We start from the raw sequence: 23,332 nt of genomic DNA, 5'->3' as shown, positions 1-23,332 counted from the left end.
TATGTCTATTACTACCGATATCCTACGTCTCATTCAAGATGGTCACCTTTCGCCCGCACAGGGGCGGGATTTGCTTAATTTGTTGGTCGGCAGCAAGGCGCAAGCGTCCCGCCCGGCCCACGACCCAACCGGCTGGGCGGACATCGCGATCGTCGGCATGGCGGGACGTTTCCCCGGCGCGAACGACACCGATGCGTTCTGGGATAATCTAAGCGCCGGGCGCAACAGCGTTATTCCGATCCCGCCGGCGCGTTGGGACAGTGCGGGCTTTTACGATCCGGATCGGACCATCGCCGATAAGAGCTACAGCAAGTGGGCGGGCCTGCTCGACGACATCACGGGTTTTGATGCGGACTTTTTCAATATCAGCCCGCGCGAGGCGCTCCTGATGGATCCGCAGCAGCGCTTGTTCCTACAAGAATCCTGGTGTGCGATCGAACATGCGGGCTATGCGCCGGACAGCTGGGCCAACGTGAAGTGTGGTGCCTTCGTCGGCTGCGTCACGGGCGATTACCTGACGCACCTGCGTGACACATTAGTGCCGACCGACGCTTACAGCCTCACTGGCAACACCGCTTCGATCCTGGCTGGCCGGCTCTCCTACTTCCTCAACCTGAAAGGCCCAGCTGTTGCGGTCGACACGGCATGTTCGTCGTCGCTGGTGGCGGTGCACATGGCGGCTGAAAGTCTCTCGAGCGGTACCTGCGATGTAGCGCTGGCGGGCGGAGTGATGCTGTTCAGTACCCCAGCATTGTTCGTCCAGGCATCGCGGCTCGGTATGTTGTCGCCGGATGGCCAATGTAAAACTTTCGACGATCACGCCAACGGTATCGTGTTATCCGAGAGCGTTGGTGTCGTGGTGCTTAAACGCCTATCTGATGCACAACGCGACGGCGACACGATTCACGCGGTGATCCGCGGTTCGGGCATTAACCAAGATGGTAAGACGCCGGGCATCACCGTGCCGAGCGCGTATGCGCAGGCGGCGCTGATCGCCGAGGTGCAGGCGCGCGCGGGCGTTCATCCCGAAACAGTCGGCTACATCGAAGCGCACGGCACGGGCACGCGACTGGGCGACCCGATCGAACTCGAGGCGCTGACGGCCGTGTTTCGCGAGCAGACGGCGAAAAAGCAGTTCTGCGCGATCGGCTCGGTCAAAACCAATATCGGTCATGCGCAAATCGCCGCCGGTATTACCGCATTGATCAAGACGGTTTTGTGCCTGAGTCGTAAGACCTTGCCACCGTCCTTGCATCTTCAGCAGCCCAATCAGCTGATCGATTTCGCCAACAGTCCGTTTCATACCATCCCGTCGTTGCAGCGGTGGGCAGCGCCGACTGCCCATCCGCGCCGCGCGGGTGTAACCGCGTTGGGGTTCAGTGGCACCAACGCCCACCTGGTGTTGGAAGAGTATGTCGATGACCGGCGCGCACCTCGCACGTCGGCGAGCGCGGCCGGCCAGGTGCTGGTCCTCTCCGCGCGCACGCCGGAGCGGCTACGGGCCTATGCCGAGCGTTGGTGCAGATGGCTGCGGACGGCGCCTGAGCTGCCCAGCTTCGCTGACCTAGTCTACACGCTGCAGGTCGGGCGTAGCGCGATGAATGCGCGCCTTGCGCTCATCTGTAGCACGTTAGATGAGATCGAGATCGGCTTGCAGCGCTTCCTAGACGGGGAGCGCGACGAGGCGCTCTTCGTGGGCCGCGAGCAAGCCTCTCAGCTATCGTCTGCGGAGTTGGAGCAAGCACCGCTGCGGCCGGGAACATGCGATGATGCTGTGCGCCTCGCCCGCGCCTGGGTGGCAGACATGAGCGTGGACTGGGCTGCTTACCATCAGGCGGGCACGGTACGGCGGGTACCGGTACCGAGCTATCCTTTCGCCGACGAACGGTACTGGCCCGCCAGTAAGCCCTCGCATTTGGCACACACCGGTCAGCCCGCGGGCGAACCATCGCTACACGAGAGCCAGGGCCAGCTGCATCCGATTCTCGCTACCGATCTGTCGACAACGGACCGGCCACGCTTTGGCTATCGTTTTACCCGCGAGGATGTTTACCTAAAAGACCACATTGTGGACGGCGCCCCCACTTTGTTGGGCGTCTCGCACCTGGAAATGGCGGTTGCGGCCGAAGTCTTGTCGCGCCATGCACGTGCCGCCAGCCACGCGGCCCCGGCGGGGCAGCTCACGCAGATTCGTGGCGTTGCGTGGCGGAGACCCGTAATCGTGATCGACCAGCCGAAGTTTGTGCAAATCGAACTTGAGTCGATTGCATCGGGTTTGGCCTATCGCGTCGGTGGTCGTGACGAAGCGGGCAAGGATCAACTCTATTCGCAGGGCCGCCTGCGCTTTGTGCCGGCTCCGGCACAAAGGCCGGTGGCGGATCTGCGCGCGATCAAGGCACGCTGTGCAACGGTTTGGCCGGCGGCTGATTGCTATCGCGTTTTTGATCGTAACGAACTGATCTATGGGCCAGGTTTGCGCACCCTGGAAACGCTGTATTGGAACGAGTCCGAATCACTCGCTAGACTGATCTTGCCGACTGCGCTGCGCCATGATCTCGGCGCTTATACGCTGCATCCGTCGCTGATGGACGGTGCCTTGCAGAGCCTGCTTGGGCTGCTGGGTGATCCGTCCGCCGACGGCAGGCTGTATATCCCGTATGCGTTGAACGAGATCACCGTTTACGCGCCGCTGACCGCGCACTGCTATGCGCATGCGCGCGTGGCAGGCAATCATGCCGCCACTGAGTTTGCGGAAAAGCGCTTTGACATCGACATCGTGGACGATGACGGATGCGTGCTGGCCGCGCTACGAGATCTTTCGTACCGGCCATACAGCCGGCGCAAGAAGAGCAGTCCGCATCTATTCGAACCGGTGTGGAGCCTAGCGGGCTTGGCCACCTCCACTGATCTGTCGGTGCGCGCGCAGACTGTCATCTTCTCGTCGCCGGTGACACCGATTGCCGAGTTCACGGCGGCGTTAGGACAAGAATTTTTGCATGTCGTGCTGGTGAACAATGGGCACCAGCCAGTCAACCATGATCGGAGCGGCCGCACAATCTACCTCGATCCTGAGTCGCGGGTCGACTGGGAGATGCTCGTGAGCCGGTTCAACCTCGGTGAGGTCCTCCAGCTGCTGTTTCTGCCCGACGCTTATCCGGACGGCGCTGACAGCCAGGGTGGCGCTTTGCTGCGATCACTCTACTTGCTGTTACAGACAATGAGGGACAAGAAAATCGAGCGCGCACGGTTGCTGTGCGTCACAGACCTGCAAGCAAGCATGGGTGGGGCACGGCAGTTGGCCATCGCTGGCTTCGCCCGTGTGCTGCGTCAAGAACAAGCGGGAATGATGTGCAGTGTCTTGGCGCTTCAAGAACCGTTGGCGGCCGAATCGGTTACCCTGATCGCGCGGGAATTGCGTGCGCCGTCGAAAGCGGGCGAAACTCTCGTGCAGTATCGGCATGGGGTCCGCCTGGTCAGGCGGATGGAACGCCTGAGCAAAGCGTTACCGTCCGCACAACCCGGCCTGTTCCGTCAGGGTGGGACTTATCTGATTACGGGGGGGGCCGGTGCGCTCGGGATGCACATTGCCGCCGAATTGCGCCGACGCTACGCCGCGCGGGTGGTGGTCTGTGGACGGTCTGCTCCCGAACGTGTGGCACATGCCATCAGCGGAGCTGAACAGCAGAATCTGCCGGGCGTGCTCCGCTATGTGCAGGCCGACGTGAGCAACGCTAATGACGTCGAACGTCTGGGCCGGATCATACGGTCGGAAGGCACGCATCTGAATGGTATTCTGCATGCCGCTGGGACCCTGCGGGACAGCCTGGTGGCCAAGCAGGACTTGGCCACCATCGAGAGCGTGGTCGGGCCCAAAGTCCGCGGCGCGATGCTCCTCGATGAGATGACGAAGTCCGAGCCGTTGGATTTCCTAATTCTGTTCTCCTCCATCTCTTCGCTCGCGGGTTCGATCGGACAGGCCAGCTATGCCTATGCGAACGAGTTTCTCGATCATTTCTCCAGCTGGCGCAATGGCTTGCGCGATGAAGGCCGGCGTGCGGGCAAGACGCTGTCGATCAACTGGCCTTACTGGCGCGACGGTGGCATGCGGATCAGCGAGCAGGGTGAAATACTAATGAAAAGCGTGATGGGGGTCGAACCGTTGTCGCTGGCGCACGGGTTTGATGTCCTGTTTGGTGTCGCGGACACCGATCCTTCTTCGCTCTGCGTGGCGGCGGGCGACTTTGACAAGATTGCCAAAGCCATCGGCGCGCCGGTCGAACGATCGGCCGCTGTCAAGAGTGCTGCCACGCCTGCATTGAACGGTGTCAACGGCGTTGCGATGCCCGCATTTCATACGGCGCTTTGCACGATGGCGGAAGATATTCTGCAGCGGCCGGCGCGGACAATTCGCCCCGAGACGTCGTTAGCCGACTACGGCTTTGATTCGATCACGTATGTAGAGTTTGCCAATTGCATTAACCGGGCCTACGACATCGACGTTACGCCAGCGCTTTTCTTTGAACACACGACGGTCGCGGCGCTGGCTTCTTTTCTTGACCAAGAACATGGCCTCACTGGACGGCAGACGGCGCCTGAGGCGAGCAATCCTGCCTCGGCATTGGCCGTCAGCGCTGCCGACAACGCGCAGGACTCAACAACGGTCCAGGCAGAGACCCGTGATCGGCTTGAAGCGACGCTCAGAGCGTTGGCGGGCGATGTGCTCAAGCGGAACTCGTCGACCTTCAATGTCACCGCCGCACTCGACAGCTACGGTTTCGATTCCATCACCTACGTGGAGCTGGCTAACAAGCTGAACCTCCGCTTTGATATCGACGTCACGCCGGCCCTGTTCTTCGAGCATAAGACTCTGAGTACGATCTGTACGTTCCTCACCGCCGACTATCGCGATGCGGTCGCGTCTGCGCTGCTGGACGTCAATCCTGAAGCGGCCGTCGTCGCGCCCGGTGGGGGCGGCAATATGTCTGGCGAAGCCGCGCCAGCACTCGAGCAGCAGTTGGATGTACCGCGCGCCCACGGCGCGCAGGATCGTTTGCAGGTCGACCAGACAGTTCGTCAGGACGGGGCCGCGACACGCGAGGCGCCGGTTGTGCTGTCTCACGTCTCGGTACCGCCGCGCGCGGCGGAGAAGGGCATTTCTAATGTGGAGCCGATCGCCATCATCGGGATGGCGGGTGTCCTGCCAGACTCTCCCGACCTTGAGCAGTTCTGGGCACATCTGGCAGCGGCGCATGACCTAATTTCCGAAGTACCCGCGGATCGTTGGAGCTGGCAGTCTTTGTACGGCGACCCGGCCGAAAGTGGTAAAACGCGGGCAAAGTGGGGCGGCTTCATCGCGGATGTTGACAAATTCGATAGCCTCTACTTCAATATCTCGCCACACGAGGCGAAGCTGATGGATCCCGCGCAGCGCATCGTGCTGGAGGTCGTGTTCAATGCGATCGGCAACGCCGGTTACGCTACCGCCGATCTGGCTGGTAGCAACACGGCGGTCTTCATGGGGGTTGGGGCGCTCGACTACCTGAACTTGCTGGTGGACTCTGGACAGGCCGTCAGCGCCTATTCGTCGACCGGCCTGTCGCATTCGGTGCTGGCTAGCCGGATCTCCTATCTGCTCGATCTTCACGGGCCGAGCCAGCCGGTCGACACCGCGTGCTCTAGTTCGTTGATCGCTCTTCATCGAGCGGTTGAGGCGATGCGGCATCACGGCTGCGAAATGGCCATTGCGGGGGGGGTCAACTTGATGCTCAGTCCTTTCCTGACGCTATCGTTTAGCGATGCGGGTATGTTGAGCAACGACGGCCGTTGTAAGACCTTCAGCCGACAGGCCAACGGCTATGTGCGCGGCGAAGGTGCGGGCGCGGTTCTGCTCAAGCCGCTCGCCAAGGCACTGAGCGACGGTGACACGATCCACGCAGTCATTCGCGCCACGGCGGAGAACCATGGCGGGCGGGCCTCGTCCCTTACGGCACCGAACCCGGTCGCGCAAGCGGCACTGCTGGTCGACGCTTACACCCGGGCGGGCATCGATCCCACTACGATTACCTACATTGAAACTCATGGTACCGGCACACCGCTTGGCGACCCGATCGAAATCAATGGGCTCAAGAGTGCCTTCGCGACGTTATCGGAGCGGCACGGCGCTTCGCAGTATGCGCATCGCTGCGGTCTTGGCTCGGTCAAAACCAACATCGGCCACCTTGAGGCTGCCGCTGGCATGGCTGGGCTGTTCAAGGTTGTGCTGTCGATGCAGCACGGCATGTTGCCGGCGACCCTGCATTTTGACGAAGTCAATCCATTCGTCAGGCTGGACGGTAGCCCGTTCTACATAGTTGACCGCCTGCAGCCCTGGGATATGCTGCGCGACCAAAATGGCAACGTGATTCCCCGCCGCGCAGGAGTGAGCAGCCTGAGTTTTTCCGGCGCTAATGCGCATGTCGTGCTAGAGGAATATATCGAGACGCGGACCCGGCCGACGCAGCACGGTGAACAACTGATACTGCTTTCGGCCAGGAACCGTGACCGGCTGATGGAGTCGGTGCGCCGCCTGGCCTCTCAGCTTGAAACCACGCCGAATCTGTCGCTTGCCGAGCTGGCTTACACGCTGCAGGTCGGCCGTGATCAACTGAACGATCGTCTTGCCATCGTGGTACCGGATAGTGCAGCATTATCCGCCTGTCTACGGGAGGTCTTGGCAGGCCGCTTATCGGTGAACGGAGTTGTTCGCCTTAGCCCCGACGTCGGCGTGACAGAGGACGAAATTTCCTCCGTCACGACTGGCGACGATGCCAATTGGCAGCAGGCGCTGGTGGCGCGCGACTTGGTCGCGCTCGCCGGCTACTGGACGGCACAGCCTAACGTAAAGATTGATTGGCGTGCGCTGCCACGCGCGTCGAACCTGCGTCGTGTGCCATTGCCCACTTATCCATTCGAGCGCATCCGTCATTGGGCAATCGAGCCCCGCGTTGAAACGGTTAAGCACCACCCGCAAGCGCTGGTTGGCATCGCCGAGCAGTGGCGGCCCGCGCCCTTGCCAGGCACCCACCAGGCCGTGACCGGCGCTAGGCCGAGCGTGCTACTTTGCTGCCTATCTGATACCGACCGGCAAACCCAGCTCGCCGAATTGGTGGCGGCACAGATGCCCTCGGTTCGCTTGCTCTTCCTATCACGATATCCCAGCACTCAAACGCAGACCAATTGTTACAGCGTGAATGTTGATCGGCCGGAGCAGCTGGCTGAGGTCTGTCAGCGCATCGTCGCGACACATGGCGAGATCGAGGGCCTAATCTATCTTTGGCCGCTTGAGGAGGCGGGACTTGTTGACCGGTTGGAAGTATTCGTCGCAGTCCTGCAGGCGCTCTGCCGGGGCCATCAGGCTCCGGCGCGGGTGCTCCTTGCCGGAGCAAGCTGGAGCGCAATCGACCGCTGTCGGCTGGAGTCGTGGCTTGGCCTTGAGCGCTCAACTCGTCAGACGTTGCCGGAGACAGAACTATTCACGGTCATCCTGGGTAACGGTATGTCGCAAGATGCCGCTTCGGCCCATAACGAGCTTGAACGCATGCTGCGCGAATGGCGCGCAGCCAACTCGCGCAGCGTTCTCTATGATGGCAACGAGCGGCTTCAGCTCAGCCGCGAACGGGTTGCGCTGCCTGCGCCGCGCGCGGACGCTGCGCTACCGTCTGCGCGGGCGAAAACCTGGCTGATCACAGGTGGCAGCGGACACCTTGGCTTGCTGTTTGCCGCTTATTTGGCGAAGACGCATGGTGCGGCTGTCCGCCTGGCGCTGACGGGCCGCTCGCGGTCGACGCCAGAACTCGAGCAGCAGTTGGATGGGCTGCGCGCCCACGGCGCGCAGGTTCGTTATTCTCAAGCCGACGTTACGGACCGCGTCGCTATGAAAACCGCCGTGGATGAGGCGAGGGCCATCTTTGGCCCGTTTGATGCGTTTTTACATGCGGCGGGTGTCGAGGAGGGGCCGTCATTGCTAGAGGCGAGCACTGACGAGTTTCGCTCCACCCTGGCGCCGAAGGTCGCGGGCGTTGAGATACTTGACGCGTTGACAGCGGACGATCCGCTGGTCTATGCGTGTTATTTTGGTTCCATTGCTGGCTTGCTTGGCGACATGGGAGCCGCCAGCTATAGCGTGGCAAACCGCTTTCTGATGGCGCACGCGCTCTATCGCAACGAGCTGGTCGCGCAACGGAAACGGCAAGGACGCACCCTTTGCATCGGCTGGCCCCTGTGGCAGGAAGGTGGCATGGGGCCGGTCCAAGCGGTCGCCGGCTCGGACCAGGCGAACGGCCTCGCCTTGTACCTTGAGAGCAGCGGCTTGGCCCTGATGTCGACCGACCTTGGCCTGACGAGCTTCGAAGCGCTGCTGGGCAGCGATCTGACGCAGCTCGCGTTGCTCTGCGGGGACGAGAGCCGGCTCGAACGCCTGCTTATGTTGACCCCGGCCGTGGTGGCCGGATCCCATGAGGCGGCCGCGGGCGTTGCTGCGATGAGTGCACCGGACCAACCGGCGCCAGGGTCGCGAGAGTTGGCCGCCGAGGTTGACCTCATGCGCCCGGTGCTGCAAGACCTAAAAGCGCTGGCGAGTGAACTGTCCCAGGTTCCTGTTGAAGCGCTAGAGTCTCACGCCACGCTGAACACGTTCGGCTTCGATTCCATTAGCCTCTCACGGCTGGCGAAAAAAATGCAGGAACGGTTTGAGCTGCCAGTCACGCCAGCGATATTCTTTAGCTATCCAACGCTGAGCAAGCTCACCAAACATCTGGTCAACCAGCATTGCGTGCATCTGGCGGCCCGTTATGTGTCACACCGCGCTGCGCCGGAAGCTGCCCCCGCAGCGTCGTCGCCAGCAACCGACGGCGGCCAGCGATTGCATGACATATCGCTCGAACCGATCGCAATTATCGGGGCGAGCGGTCGCTTTCCGCAGGCCGATTCGATCGATAAGATGTGGCAAATCCTGCTCAATGGACAAGATGCCGTGACGGGCGACAACGCACCGCCTGGCTATTTCTGTGGTTCCATGCGGGGTGTGGGTGAATTCGATCCACTGTTCTTCGGCATTACGCCGCGCGCCGCCGAGGAGATGGACCCGCGTCAGCGCCTGCTGCTCGAAGAGTCGTGGCGTGCCCTCGAGCATGCGGCGATTGGGCCTGGGCATCTTGCTTCAATGCGCGTTGGCGTCTTTGTCGGGCTGGAGGAGGGCGAGTATTTTCAGTTAGGCGGTGGCGGTGCGATCACCGCGCATCACAGCGCGATCACGGCGGCGCATCTTGCCTATCTGCTTGATTTCGATGGCCCGGTGATGACGATCAACACCGCGTGCTCGTCTGGTCTTGTTGCGCTGCACCAAGCGTGCCAGAGTCTCCGGCTCAAGGAGTGCGAAATGGCGCTCGTCAGCAGCGCGAGCCTGATGCTGACGGAGATGTCCTTCACCCGTCTTAACGACGCGGGCATCCTGTCGGCCGACGGGCGCTGTCGCACTTTCGACCAGCGGGCGAATGGCATCGTCCCCGGCGAGGCGGTGGCCGCCCTCGTGATCAAGCCGCTAGCGGCCGCCTTGGCGGCAGGCGATTCAGTCCTGGCGGTGATTGCTGGCAGCCAAATCAACTATGATGGCAAGACTAATGGCATCACTGCGCCGAGTGGGGCCGCGCAGGTCAAGCTGTTGCAAGCCACTTATGCGGCCTGCGGCTTATCGCCTGCGCAGATTGACTACGTCGTAACGCATGGTACCGGCACGTCGCTCGGCGATGCGGTCGAGATCAATGCACTGGCCGAAGTCTTCGGCAAGTCCGTTACCGGCCCGCGCTGCGCGTTAACGTCAACCAAGACGAATTTTGGCCACACGCTGGCGGCCTCTGGCCTGGTGAGCACGCTATGCCTGCTGTCTGCGCTGCGGCATGGTGTCATTCCGCCAAGCCTGCATTTCGAAACCCCTAACGATTTTGTTGACTGGAACGACAGTGCGTTCTTTGTTAACACTGCGGCACGCCTGTGGCCAGCTGACGCACAACAGCCTCGTTACGGCGCGGTGAGTGCGTTCGGTATGAGCGGCACCAATGCTCATGTGGTGCTGCGTGATCTCGCTGTTCACGAGCGGCCGGTGAAGCAACGGTTCAGGGCCGCACCCGCTTATCTGTTGCCGTTGTCGGCACGCTCGATTTCATCACTATGCGATCGCGCGCAGCAGCTGATTGACTTCCTAGCAGCGGCAGAACCTGCGCTCGACCTCGCCGCGATGAGCTACACGCTGTTCGAGGGGCGTCATCATTTTGACTATCGCTGCGCCGTCATAGCATCTGATCGAGCAGCCGCGATCGACGTCTTGCAGCGGCTCCTGGCGGCACGCCTCCTGCCTGCCAAGGCGCGCTCTGGCAAAGGCGATGAGTTGCCGCTGGAAGTGTTTGAGGGGCAAGCTTTCCTCGGCAAATCGGACCAGCACCAGGTCGCGCAGCCGACGATCGAGAAAATGATCGAGGGACTCGTTCGGCAATTGGGCGATGATCTGGTCGACAGTGGCAACGTATCTGCTCCCGCAGCCGCTGATAGCTACCAGGACGCGTTGCGCGCGCTGGCCGATTTCTATCGCCAGGGTTACGCGCTGCCATGGCACCTGCGTTATCCGCAGCGTGCGCCTCTGCGTCACGCGTTACCGACCTATCCGTTCGAGCATCAGCACTACTGGGTCCAGTCCGGTGCCTCCGTGCAACCAGCGCGGACGGTTAAGGCCCAACTCCATCCGCTGCTCCACAACCTGAAGCAGGACGGGGCGTCGCGCTGGTTCGTGTCGTCGTTTTCCGGCCAGGAACGCTTTTTCACCGATCACGTGATTCACGGTAGCCGGATGCTGCCTGGCGTGGCTTATCTGGAGATGGCGCTGGCTGCCACTGAGCAGACCATCTCGCCTAGCATGCGGGCGCGCGCTCAGGCCGTGTCGCTGAGCAAGATCGGTTGGGCGGCGCCGTTCGTGTGGAGCGACGGCGAGCGACGCGTGCTGCAGACGCGCCTGACCCCGCTCAGTGGAGGGGACTTTGCACCAGCCCAGGCTTTTTCTTTCACGATCGCGAGCCGGCTCGATGACGGCGACGTTGCGTCCGAAACCGTGCATTGTCAGGGCGTGGTATCCGTTGAGACGCCGACTGAGCATGTCGACACGGCGCATGAGCGCCTGCTCGATATCGCTGGCATCCAGGCGCGGTATGCACGGGTTGTCGACGGCGCAGCCTGCTACCATGCATTCCAGGTCGCAGGGCTCGCTTATGGCGACAGTTTCCGGGTGATCGAAGCCGTCCACTGTGCTAGCGACACGGAGTGCGTCGCGCTTCTGCGCTTGCCAGTCGTCGGGTCGCACGACGAACTCGCCGCGGCGATGTTTGCCGACGCAAGCGCAGAAGATAGTTTGCGCTATGTGTTGTATCCGGCACTTGTCGACGGTGCGTTGCAGGCTGTGGTCGGCTGCTTCCTGCAAGCTGCCGACCCTGCGCATAGATCGTTGCCGTCACGGGTGCCGTTCGCGCTCGACCGCATTGATGTCTTTGGTCCGACCAGCGCGCTGATGTGGGCGCACCTAACGATTGTCGGCGAGGGAGCAGCGCGCAAGGTCAATGCAGATATACATGACGAAGGTGGCCGGCTTCGCGTCCGGCTGACGGGCTTGTCAGCTCGTGAGATCGCGCCGGAGCGCGTGCAGCCGGCACCTGAATTGATCCAGCTGTCCTGCCAATGGCAGGACGACGAGCGGGCTGACTCGCATGTCCTGTCGACACAGGGTGTCGAGGGGCGCCGCCATCTGCTATTTCTTGGTGTAGAGGGACAGACGCAGGACGTCTCCAGCCTCGCTTACCTAAGGCCCGGTGTGCAGAGCGAAACCTTATCTTTACCGATTTCGGGAACAGACAGCCTGTCGCTCGCACGAGACTTTCGAGCGGCGGCAGCGACTGTCTTTGAGCGCGTGAAAGCGTATCTTGCTAGCGGAGCCAAGCAGGACCCGCTCTTCATCCAGATCGTGATCGTAGGCTGGCCCGGCAATCCGCTCATGCTCGCGCTAGACGGCCTGCTGAAAACGGCGGAGCAGGAAAATCCGCAGCTTCGCGGCCAGGTCGTTGCGGTAGACTCGCTGGATCCAGCTACGATGCGTCGCATCGTAGCGGCAGCCTCAGACCCCGAGCGCAGGGCCATTTGGCTCGACCGTTCGCGCCGCAAAATCGCCGTCTGGTCCGTCGCCCCGGAAGCGGGCGACGCGGCGGACAGCGCGCGGGTCTGGAAAGCCGGCGCGTGTTACCTGATCACCGGCGGCGCTGGCAAATTAGGGCGCATCTTCGCGCAGGATATCGTTGCCTCCGTGCCGGGGGTGCGCGTCATGCTAGTTGGGCGTTCGTTACTCGACGAAGCAGACCGTCAGGCGCTTGCCGTGCTTGCTCGGCAGGGCGGCCAGGTCGAATATTACCAAGCAGACATCACTGACTACGCTGTGACGACGGCGCTCGTCGCAGCCATCGAGGCGACCTACGGGCGGCTCGATGGCGTGATTCATTGCGCCGGACTCATCGCCGACAACTTCATCGTTAACAAGAGCGTAGTCGAGTTCGAGCGGGTGCTCGCGCCAAAGGTCATGGGCGTTGCTTGTCTCGACCACGCGACACGTCATCTGGTGCTCGATATGTTCCTGCTGTGCGCGTCGGCCAGTGGCGTAACGGGCAATGTCGGCCAGGGCGACTATGCGACGGCGAATGCCTTCCTCGATGGTTTTGCCCACTATCGCAACTCCCTGGTTGAACGTGGCGAGCGGCATGGCCATACCTTGTCCGTGGACTGGTCGCTGTGGGCAGAGGGCGGCATGCGGCCCGATCCGCAGACGGAGGAGCGTTTGTGGACCGCGTACGGTATTCGTCCGCTCGGCACCCGTGCGGCGCTGGCGGCAATGCATATGGGGCTGCGCCGCAACTGCACCCAAATGCTGGTGGCCGAAGGCAACCGCAGTTGGGCACTCGCGCGTTTCCAACTGACGCCGCCGCCGGCGATGGCTACGGTGCCCCAATCGTCCGAGTTAACGGCGCCTGGTACGGGCGACATGCTGGTCGCAACAGTTGAGTATTTCAAGCAGTTATTAGCCGACATCTTCGGGCTACCGACGCATCGGATCAACGAGCAGGCCGCGCTCGAGGAGTACGGGATTGACTCCATCATGGTGGTGCGTTTGACGGCTAAGCTGGAGACGATCTTCGGGCCGCTATCGAAGACTTTGTTTTTTGAATACAAAACGCTCGCGGCGCTCTGCGGTCATTTTGTTGAACATCATGCCGCTCAGCTGGCAGAGTTGCTGGACATGGGAAGGACGAAGATAGAGCGGGCCTTGCCATCCGCACTCCAAGCTGTGCCGGAGTTAAGTGCCGAGGCAACCGCCAACAGCGCGCTGGCAGCGCCTAGTGGCGCATTGCCTAGGCCATTGCCAGTGTTCAACGCTGCAGACGCGGACGGCGCGCCGCACGTAACCACTGAGTTCGCTATCATTGGCCTCAGCGGTCAGTACCCGCAAGCTGCCGATCTCGACGAATATTGGCAGAACCTGCGCACGGGGCGCGATTGCATCACTGAAATTCCTCGCGAGCGCTGGAATCACGATCGTTATTTCTCAGTGGGCGAGTTTCGTCCCGGCATGACCTACGGCAAGTGGGGCGGCTTCATGAGTCATGTTGACTGTTTTGACACGGTCTTTTTTAACATTTCTCCCCGTGAAGCGGAACTCCTCGATCCACAAGAACGGTTGTTTTTGCAGTGCGTCTATCATGTGCTGGAGGATGCCGGTTATACCCGGCTATCGATCGCCGCGGCAGCGCGCCGCCGCAATCCAGGCAGCTTGGTTGGGCAGGTGCTCGACAGCGCGGCCGTTGGTGTCTTCGTCGGTGCGATGTATAACGAGTACCAGCTGTACGGTGCTGAGCAAACCGCGCTTGGCTATCCGCTGGCGATTCCGGGCAATGTCGCGTCGATCGCAAATCGCGTGTCCTATTTCTGCAATTTCCACGGGCCGAGTGTCACCCTTGACACGATGTGCTCGTCGTCGCTGAGCGCGATTCACATGGCCTGTCACAGCATAGCCGCAGGCGAATGTGCGTTTGCGGTTGCAGGCGGTGTCAACGTCACAGTTCATCCGAACAAGTATCTGGTGCTGGGACAAGGACGTTTCTTGTCCGAAGATGGGCGTTGCCGAAGCTTCGGTGAGGGCGGCAGTGGCTATGTACCGGGCGAGGGCGTTGGCGCGGTACTAATCCGGCCGCTCGCCGACGCCTTGGCCGATGGCGACCTGATCCACGGCGTGATTTGCGCGTCGTCGATCAATCATGGTGGTAAAACCAACGGTTATTCGGTGCCCAACCCGAATGCACAGGCAGCGCTGATCCAGGAGGCGATGCAGCGCGCGCGGATCGAGCCGGGCGCGATCAGCTATATCGAAGCGCATGGCACGGGTACTGCGCTTGGCGATCCGATCGAGATGAGCGGCTTGAAGCGGGCCTTCGCCGCGCGCGCAGACGCGCCAATGCCCTGCGCGATCGGCTCTGTTAAGTCGAACATCGGACATTGCGAAAGCGCGGCCGGCATCGCCGGCTTAACCAAGGTCCTGCTACAGTTCCGGCACCGGTTACTGGTGCCGTCCCTGCATGCCGAAGAGCTCAATCGCAATATCGATTTCGGCCAGACGCCATTCCGTGTGCAGCGGAACCTTGCTGACTGGATCGTGCCAGCTGGAACGCCGCGGATAGCGGCAATCTCGTCGTTTGGCGCGGGCGGATCAAACGCGCATCTGATCGTACGCGAGCATGTCGACACCCGTGAACCCTCGCTCTTATCTAAGCCGGCCGGTGGTGTCTGGCTAATCCCATTGTCTGCCCGCACCCCCAAGCAATTGCTCGCGAGGATCGAGCAGCTGCTCGCGGGCATCGAGGCAAAGGCGTTGCAGGATTTGGCTGGCCTTGCCTACACCCTTCAGGTGGGACGGGAAGCCATGCGGGAGCGTCTCGGCTTCGCCGTGTCGTCACTCACAGATCTCGAGCGACATTTACGAGTCGCCCGCGACCACTGGCCGCAGATCGAGGCGCAACTGGCTGATCTAAGCGCGGCGCTCACTTGGCGCGAGCCGGCCGGCAATGCGGTGCTGTACCGGGCCAAAGCCACCGGCGCGCATCCGTTGCCAGTCAACGTTGCGCAGGATGACGCTGCGGTCTTGCACGCCTGGGTGGGCGGGGCAGTAGTGGACTGGGCTGAGCGTTATCTAGGCGCTGTGCCGCGCAAAGTTAGGCTACCGCTCTATCCCTATGCAAAAGAACGCTACTGGGCCCCGATTGCGATCGAAGCGGGCGATGCTATGACGCCTCCTCAGCCGACGACTGACAATATGATTCTAGAGCGTACCTGGCAGCGCCTACCGCGAGAGGCGGGGCAGCATGCTCTCGGTGACCCAGCCGGTGGCACGCTGCTGATTTTGTGCACACCGTCAACCAAGGCCATCGCCCGCAGCCTGTTTGCAGACACGGGCAGCCGCGTCGACACGTTATATGTCGTGCACGGAGTGGATACGCCTGATCCACTTGCCATTCCGGTTGATTTCGACGACGAAAACAAGGGTCGCGCAGCCTATGCGGAGTTCATGAAACGCCTAGTGAATCGGCCGCTCGGAGTGATCGACGTCACTGCGTTGGACGCGGGCCACGAGGCATCTAGCGCGTTCGAAGCGGGCAAGATCTCGCTCTTGCAGGCATTCCTCATGGACCACCGCCAGCAGGCACCGAGCCTGCTGCAGGTGACTCATCGGCTGCAGGCATGGCACGGCGAAACGACGCTGCAAGGCGCGCGGACGGCGGGCCTGTATCGGATGCTGGGCGCAGAATATCGCACCGTTCGATCTGGCGTCATGGACACGGACGAAGACTTGCGCACGCTCGCGCGGCTGAAAGCGCAGATCGAGCACGAATTCGGCGCGGGTCTGGTCACCGAATGCTGCTATCGTGACGGCGAGCGGTTTGTGCCGGCCATGCGGCCGTTGGCTGGGAAGCAGCTGGATATGGCGGGCTGCTACCGGCCGGACGACGTAATTCTCATCACGGGCGGCACAGGCGGGATCGGTGCTGCGGTAGCGGAACATGTCGCGGCGGCCGGCGTGCGCGCGCTCGCCATCGTCGGCCGTGAGCGCTTGCCCGAAGCAACCCAGTGGCCCCAGCTGTTGGCTGCAGGCGGGACCCGTGAAGCAGGTGGACGCACGCTCGAAAAAATCCGGCATCTCCAGTCGCTCGTCGAGCGTGGGGTCCGGGTCCACTACGAGGCATGCTCGTTCGACAGCGACGACAGCATCGCCGCCGCCGTCGCGTCCATCGAGGTAGCCCTTGGCGCGGTCACCGGCGTATTCCACTGCGCAGGTCTGACGAGTGCCGATCCGGCCTTTATTCGGAAACCGGTGGCCGATATCGCCATGGTCTGCGCGCCGAAGATGACAGGTCTCGCGGCGCTACATGCGCGCATAAAGCGCGATCGGTTGCGTTTCTTCATGCTGTTCTCTTCTGTGTCTGCTTTGCTACCGCAGTTGGCGGCGGGGCAAAGTGACTACGCAATGGCTAATGCATATATGGACTACTTCGCCCAGCACTGCCGTACGCGAGGAGAAATTGGCGTCTGTTCACTGCAATGGCCGGCGTGGGCTGAAACCGGCATGGCGACTGACAACGCCAGTCCTGCGCTCAGTAAAACTGGCCTCCAGCCAATTCTGACTCAAGTTGGCCTGTCGTTGCTCGACCGCTGCGTGGCGATCGCCTCAGTTGCGGGTTCTCCGGCCGTCTGTCTGCCTTGTCAGGTGGATCTAGCTCGCTTTGACCCGGACCAGCTTGTCGCCGTTGAGCCAGCACCCGTGCGCCAGGACACACCTGTCGTCACCGAAAATGCAGCATCGCGCGGGGCCGCTGGCAAACCGCACCCCTTGGTGTCGCCTGCCAGCAGCCTGCTGGGCGCACTGGAAAATTGGATGCGGCAGATGTTGATCGACGAATTGAAGTTTTCTGCCGAACAGGTTGCGGATCGAGATGTGCCGTTTGCCGACTATGGCATTGAGTCGGTTATGGTACTGCAGCTGATCGACCGGATGAGCAAGCTCACTGGCAGTAAGCTCGATCCGTCACTGATGCTGGAGTTCGACACCCTAGGGGCGCTCTGCGAGCATCTCCTAGGCGCGCATGAAGCGGCACTATCCCGCTACTTCACCGCACCGGTCGCAGTCGCGCCAGACCCTTTGGCTGTTGTGCCGCCTGGGCCTGCCACATCGCGTCAGGCTACGCCGGGCATCGAGCCAGTTCCCGAGCGCGCCGGCGATATCGCCATCATCGGCCTCGCGGTCCGCTTGCCGGGTGCACCGGATGCTGAAGAGTTCTGGCAACTGCAGATGAGCGGGCAATCCGCGATCACGCTGATGCGGGACGAGCGCTGGCCAGGCGGCCGCGGTCAGGTCCAGGCGGGCTGGCTCGATGACATTGACAGCTTTGATCCAACATTCTTTGGACTGCACGCGTCGGACGTTGCCGTGATGGACCCGCAGGCCAGGTTGATGATGGAGGAAAGCCTGCAGGCGCTGCATGATGCCGGCTATGCGCACGGTGAACTATCCGCTAGGCCAGTGGGGGTCTATATCGGCGGGCGGCTGCAAGTGACTGCCGATCAGCAAGGGCTCGCCGCGGCGGTTAATCCAATCCTCGGCGTGGGCCAAAACTACTTAGCGAGCAATATTTCACGCTTTTTCAATTTCACGGGACCGAGTATGGTGGTCGACACCGCGTGTTCGTCCGGCTTGACGGCGATGTCGATCGCGTTCGATGCGCTACGCAGCGGCTCGATCGACATGGCGTTGGTCGGCACGACCAGCCTGCTCACGACTTCGCAAGCCCATGACCTGTTTTCTGCTCGCAACATCCTTAGTCCCGACGGCACCTTCCGTATCTTCGACAGCGAGGCGGCCGGCGATGTGCTGGGCGAGGGGGTTATCGCTCTCGTGTGCAAGACGCGGGCGCAGGCAGAGGCCGACGGCGATCGCGTCTACGCCGTTGTCAAGGCGCTGGCGGTGAACAACGACGGGCGTACGCTTGGTCCAGGCTCGCCAAGCCTCAAAGCGCAACGCGATGTCATGCGGCGTGCGTTGGCGCAGGCGGGCAAAACGGCCGGCGACATCGGGTATATCGAAGTCAATGGCGGTGGTTCGGCGGTTGTCGATGCGGTCGAGATCAAAGCGCTCGCTCAAGTTTATCAATTCGACGACAACCTGCTTGGTGCTTGTCCGCTAGGTTCGGTCAAACCGAGCGTCGGCCATCTGCTGCTGAGTTCCGGGCTGGCCGGCTTCGTCCGCTGCGCACTCAGCCTCTATCACCAGCAAATCCCACCGAGCCTGTGCGCGATGCAGCCTTTCGAGCACTACGACTTTGCTGCGTCCCGCGCGCAGTTCAATCGCCAGGCGCTCGCTTGGGAGACGCCGGCGGCTGGGCCGAGAGTGGCCGCACAGAGCTGCTTTCCGGATGGCGGCACCAATTGTCATCTGATTCTCGAAGAGTTTGTTTCTGCCGCTACCTATGTGCAACGCCGTCACTCGCTGCCGCTGCCGGCACTGCGGCGCCAGACCTTCGCGCGGGCGACTCGGCCGCAAAGCCAGCCTGCGCCAATCAGCATAGCGGCCGAGAAAGGCGCATCTAACGTTGTCTATTTCCCAATCCAGTCAAGCTGGGGCACCCTCCATGAAAAAAGTCTTTAACCTTACTATCGACGCTGCGCACCCAGTTATTGCTCACCACCTGGTGCAAGAGCAAGCGATCCTGCCTGGCCTGGCATACATCGACCTGCTGATGATGATTGCGCGGCAAGGAATGCAGCTTGACTGTTTCCAGTCGGAGTTGCGCGACCTCGTCATCCATCAACCCCTGATCGTGGCGAAAAATGGTCAGGTTCGATTGACGATCAGTGTGAGCGAGCTCAGTCGTGGCAGTTACGCGATCGAGGTCGCGCGCGACAGTGAGCCGAATGTGGTCTACTGCACCGCCGAGCTACATCCCGCCAGAGCCGGCATCGAACCCGATCTCGACGTGACGGCTCTCGAAACCGGCTGGCAAAGCCGTCTCAATCTGATGGCGCTCTATGAACGTGCCCGCGCACGGGGGCTCGCGCACGATGGACTCATGCGCGCGGACGGCACAGTGTCCTGCTTTGACTGGGGATGCCTGATAGATCTGTGCGTGTCGGAGTCCCATCGCCATCTGTTGGATGCGGCGTTTCATCCTACCCTCCTCGACGGCTCGGCGATTGCGTCGTCGGTACTCGAAACGGCGCTCGCACCCCCCGGCGAGCAAGCACAAGGCGCCGCCGAAGGGCTGTATCTGCCGTTGCACTACGGCGCTTTTCGTGCTCGTGCACCGTTGGGCGCCGCATGCCTCGCCCGGGTCCGGCTCGATAGCATTAAGACGAGTCATGATATCCGCAAGCTCGACATCGATTTCTACGAGAAAAACGGACGCTGGCTTGCCTCGCTGGTCGAGCTGACGGGCAAGCGTGTGCGCAACGGGGTCGAACTCCAGCCACGGCAGCCCAAGACCGGGGTCGAGTCCCAGCCGCGGCAGTCAAAGCCGTCTTCCGATGGTGCCGGCGATACGTTTAAGCTAGAGCAGGAACTGCGGGACGTGTTCGCCGAGCATCTCGATCTCGCCCCACATCAGGTCGACATGCGGCGTGGCTTTTTCGACATGGGTCTTAGTTCGGCGCAGTTGCTGACGCTTCTCAAGGATATTGAGCGCCTGTTATTCCAGCGTCTCAACCCGACGCTGCTGTTCGAGTACAACACGATCGATGAGCTTGTCGCACATTTCTACTCGGTAGAGGCCGCTGTGCCTAGCACAATGTCGGCGCAAGTACCGTCCGCAACGAGCAACGGCGAGGCGCCAGCTCAGGAGGGCCAGCGCTATCGATTCGCCGCCAGCGAGCCGTATCTCACAGATCACCTGGTTGACGGCAAGCCTGCGCTGATGGGATTGACCTATCCTTGCCTAGTCCTGCAAGCCTGTGCCGATGCCGGGCAGGGACATCCGCTCAGCCTGCAGGACATTCGCTTTCACGGCGGCCCGCTGAAGTTAGAGCCAGGGGAAACCGTGACCGTCGAAATCCAGCTTGAGCCTAATACCGACGCGCCACCGCGCTTCGTTGCGCGCCAGCGCTGCGGCGACCGCTCTGACTGGACGCTGTGCTGCGAGGGCCAAACTCCATCGCCCGACGAGAACGCGCCGCCTATGCTGGATCGGCAACGGCTGCTAGCCGGCGCGCGTGAGCTGTCGCGCAGCGAGATCGACGAATGGTTCTGCACGGTGCCAGCGTTCACCCTGGGGCCAACCCTTAGGTCGATCGAACGGGCCTTCGCGCTCAGCGACGGGACGCTCGTCAGCGAGGTCAACCTGAGCGGCAAGACCAGCAAGCAGCACGTGCCGGGATTGATGCTCGATCCGCTGCTGCTGAATAACTGTTACCTGTTTAACCTGGCGCGCGACATCGAGCAAGAAGCGCCGGCACCGACCTTTCTGCCATTTGTGATCGAGCGTCTTACGCTCTGGCAGGCGATGACCGAGCGGGCTGTAGTCGTAACCCGGCCGCGCCAGGTCAACGCGGGTTTCATCGCGCTCGATGCGGCGATCTATAGTGAGACGGGGCACTGCATCGCTAGCGTGACCAATGCGTCGTTACGGCAACTTGTCAAAGTGGAGGAAACCGCGGCGCGCGCGGTACCAGAGCGGTCCCGTGCAGGGCATCGGGATGCAATCGCGATCGTTGGCATCGCAGGTCGTTTTCCACAGGCATACGACCTGGATGCATTTTGGGACAATCTGCAGGCTGGCAAGGACTGTATTACGGAAATTCCGCCTGAGCGCTGGGACTGGCGTGACTACTACAGTGCCGGCGGCGAACCCGGCACGATCTCGAGCAAATGGGGCGGCTTCATCGACGATGCGGACACCTTCGACCCGCTTTTTTTCCAGATTTCGCCGCGTGAGGCCGAGGTCATGGATCCGCTTGAGCGGCTCTTCCTGCAACACTGTTGGATGGCGATGGAGGACGGCGGTTACACGCGAGACACGTTGCGGGCGTCAAGCGGCAGCAGCAGGGTCGGTGTCTACGCGGGCGTCATGGGTCAGGAGTACCCGCTCTTTGCGCTCGAGGCAACAGAGCGCTTGGGACTAGGTGGCGGCACCTCATCCGTGGCGAGCCGGCTCGCCTACCTATGCAATTTCAACGGTCCGACGATGGCGATCGATACGATGTGCTCGAGTGCATTGGTAGCGATTGATATGGCGCGGCAGGCCCTGGTCACAGGTGCAATCGATGCTGCCTTTGCGGGCGGTGTCAACCTCAGCCTCCACCCGAGCAAGTACCTGATGCTGTCGCGCGGGCAGTTCATCTCGTCGAAAGGGCATTGCGAGAGCTTCGGTGATGGCAGTGGTGGTTATATACCCAGCGAAGGCGTCGGTGTGTTGATGCTGAGGTGCCTGGCGGACGCGGAACGGGACGGCGACGTCATCTATGGCGTGATCCGCTCGTCCGCGGTGAATCACGGGGGCCGCGCGAGCGGTTACACCGTGCCGAATCCAATGGCACAGGCCGAGGTCATCAGGCGCGCGATCGAACAGGCAGGAATCCGACCGATGGATATCAGCTATATCGAGGCGCACGGCACCGGCACACGATTGGGCGACCCGATCGAGATTAGCGGGCTGACCAAGGCCTTTGGCGCGGACGCAACGCGTGCTATGGCTGCATCGTGTCGGATCGGGTCCGTAAAATCCAATATCGGCCACTGCGAAGGCGCAGCCGGCGTGGCCGGCGTGCTGAAGGTACTGCTGCAGATGCGGCATGGCATGATCGTGCCATCGTTGCATTCGCAGCGCCTCAATCCAGCCATCGATTTCTCAGCCACGCCTTTCACCGTCAACCAGGAACTCGTTCCCTGGCTCGACGAGGAGGCTGATGGACGTCCTCGTCGCCGTATCGCGGGTGTGAGCAGCTTTGGCGCGGGCGGCGTCAACGCCCATGCAATCATTGAGTCATATTCGATGCCGCCTGCTGAGCCCTATCCGACCGAGGGCGCGCAATGGCTCATCCTGCTGTCTGCGCGCGAACCCGCCAGGTTGCCGCTGATGGCGGCTAAACTTCTGGCCGCGATCGAGCGACAGCAGCTCGACGAGCGTGCGTTGCCGAGCCTCGCCTATACATTGCAGATTGGACGCGAAGCAATGGAGCATCGAGCTGCCGTCATTGTTGGATCGATGCGAGAGCTGCAGGACAAGCTGCGCGCGTTCGGTCACGATGGGTCAGGTAACAAAGATTGGTATCGCGGCAGCGCGAGCCAGAACTTGGGCACCGTTCAGCTCTACAAGGACGAAGATGCCGGCGTTTTGCTGCAGACCTGGCTCGAGAAAACGAATCTGCACGCGCTGGCACAAGTGTGGGTCATGGGCGTAACTCCTGACTGGCAGCAGCTATATCAACCCGAAACCGGGTTTGCCAGGCCGCCCCGGCGCATGTCGCTGCCGAGCTACCCATTTAAGACGGACCGCTACTGGATTGCCGATGCAGCACGCATTGCCCCAGCCCCGGCGCACGGCACGCATCCGCCAGCCCCGACGCACGCCGCGCATCTGTTCACTAAGGCTTGGCGGCTCAGCACGTCGTCCGATTCGGTGCATGCTTTGCCCCGCGCGGCGGACCGCGGCTTCATCCTGCTCCTGACGACCGTTGCGACGCGTGCGTTGGCAGAACGCCTGGCGGCCTTGCGGCCGGGCGCGCGGATTGTACATGCGGATGATCTAGCCGATCAGATCGAGCAGATATGTCAGCCTAAAGATTATCCACTAGCCTATGTGCTCGACCTCACTGCACTCGACGACGAGTACGCCGTGCGAAGCGTGGCGGACGTCGAGTGCTGGCTGCCTGGCGTGCAACGCCTGATCGAGCAGGTGCGGCTGAATGGTGTCCGCCTGCTGTGCGTGACACGTCACCTCGAATTGTTTCTCAGGCCCGCATCGTTGGCACCTGCTCCGCACGCCGCCATCAAGGCGTGTCTGTACCGCTCGCTGGGCTACGAATACCAGCGGCTCCAGAGCGGCCATATGGACACTGACCTGCCGGACGATGCGCCTGATTTGCCACGTCAGATCTTGGCGCAATTGGAGCGCGAAGTACTCGATCCTCAAGTGTGCTTGCGCGCTGGACAAGCCTACCTGCCATATCTCGCCCCACTGTC

At 61.8% G+C, this 23,332-nt stretch carries 2 protein-coding genes (1 of these 2 cut by a window edge); both read left to right on the top strand.

From position 1 onward, the window contains the following. Position 1: 1 nt before the first annotated feature. Positions 2 to 18,808 (top strand): SDR family NAD(P)-dependent oxidoreductase, encoded by an 18,807-nt coding sequence (locus KMZ15_RS00060; RefSeq protein WP_223694823.1) that lies wholly within the window; start codon positions 2 to 4, stop codon positions 18,806 to 18,808. Continuing rightward, positions 18,792 to 23,332: the 5' portion of a beta-ketoacyl synthase N-terminal-like domain-containing protein gene (locus tag KMZ15_RS00055; protein WP_223692863.1), read on the top strand. It continues 2,788 nt past the right edge of the window; 4,541 of the gene's 7,329 nt are visible here — the first part of the coding sequence; the start codon lies at positions 18,792 to 18,794; the stop codon falls past the right edge of the window. Before KMZ15_RS00060 ends, KMZ15_RS00055 begins: the two co-directional genes overlap by 17 nt.

This window comes from Mycoavidus sp. HKI (assembly GCF_020023735.2).
Lineage (GTDB): Bacteria > Pseudomonadota > Gammaproteobacteria > Burkholderiales > Burkholderiaceae > Mycoavidus.
The sequence above is the reverse complement of the archived record's forward strand: the minus strand, read 5'-3'. Positions and strand labels throughout refer to the sequence as shown.

What these genes read in the sequence shown, in the direction of transcription:
- KMZ15_RS00060 (WP_223694823.1), top strand. Translation starts at nt 2, where the DNA reads ATGTCTATTACTACCGATATCCTACGTCTCATTCAAGATGGTCACCTT.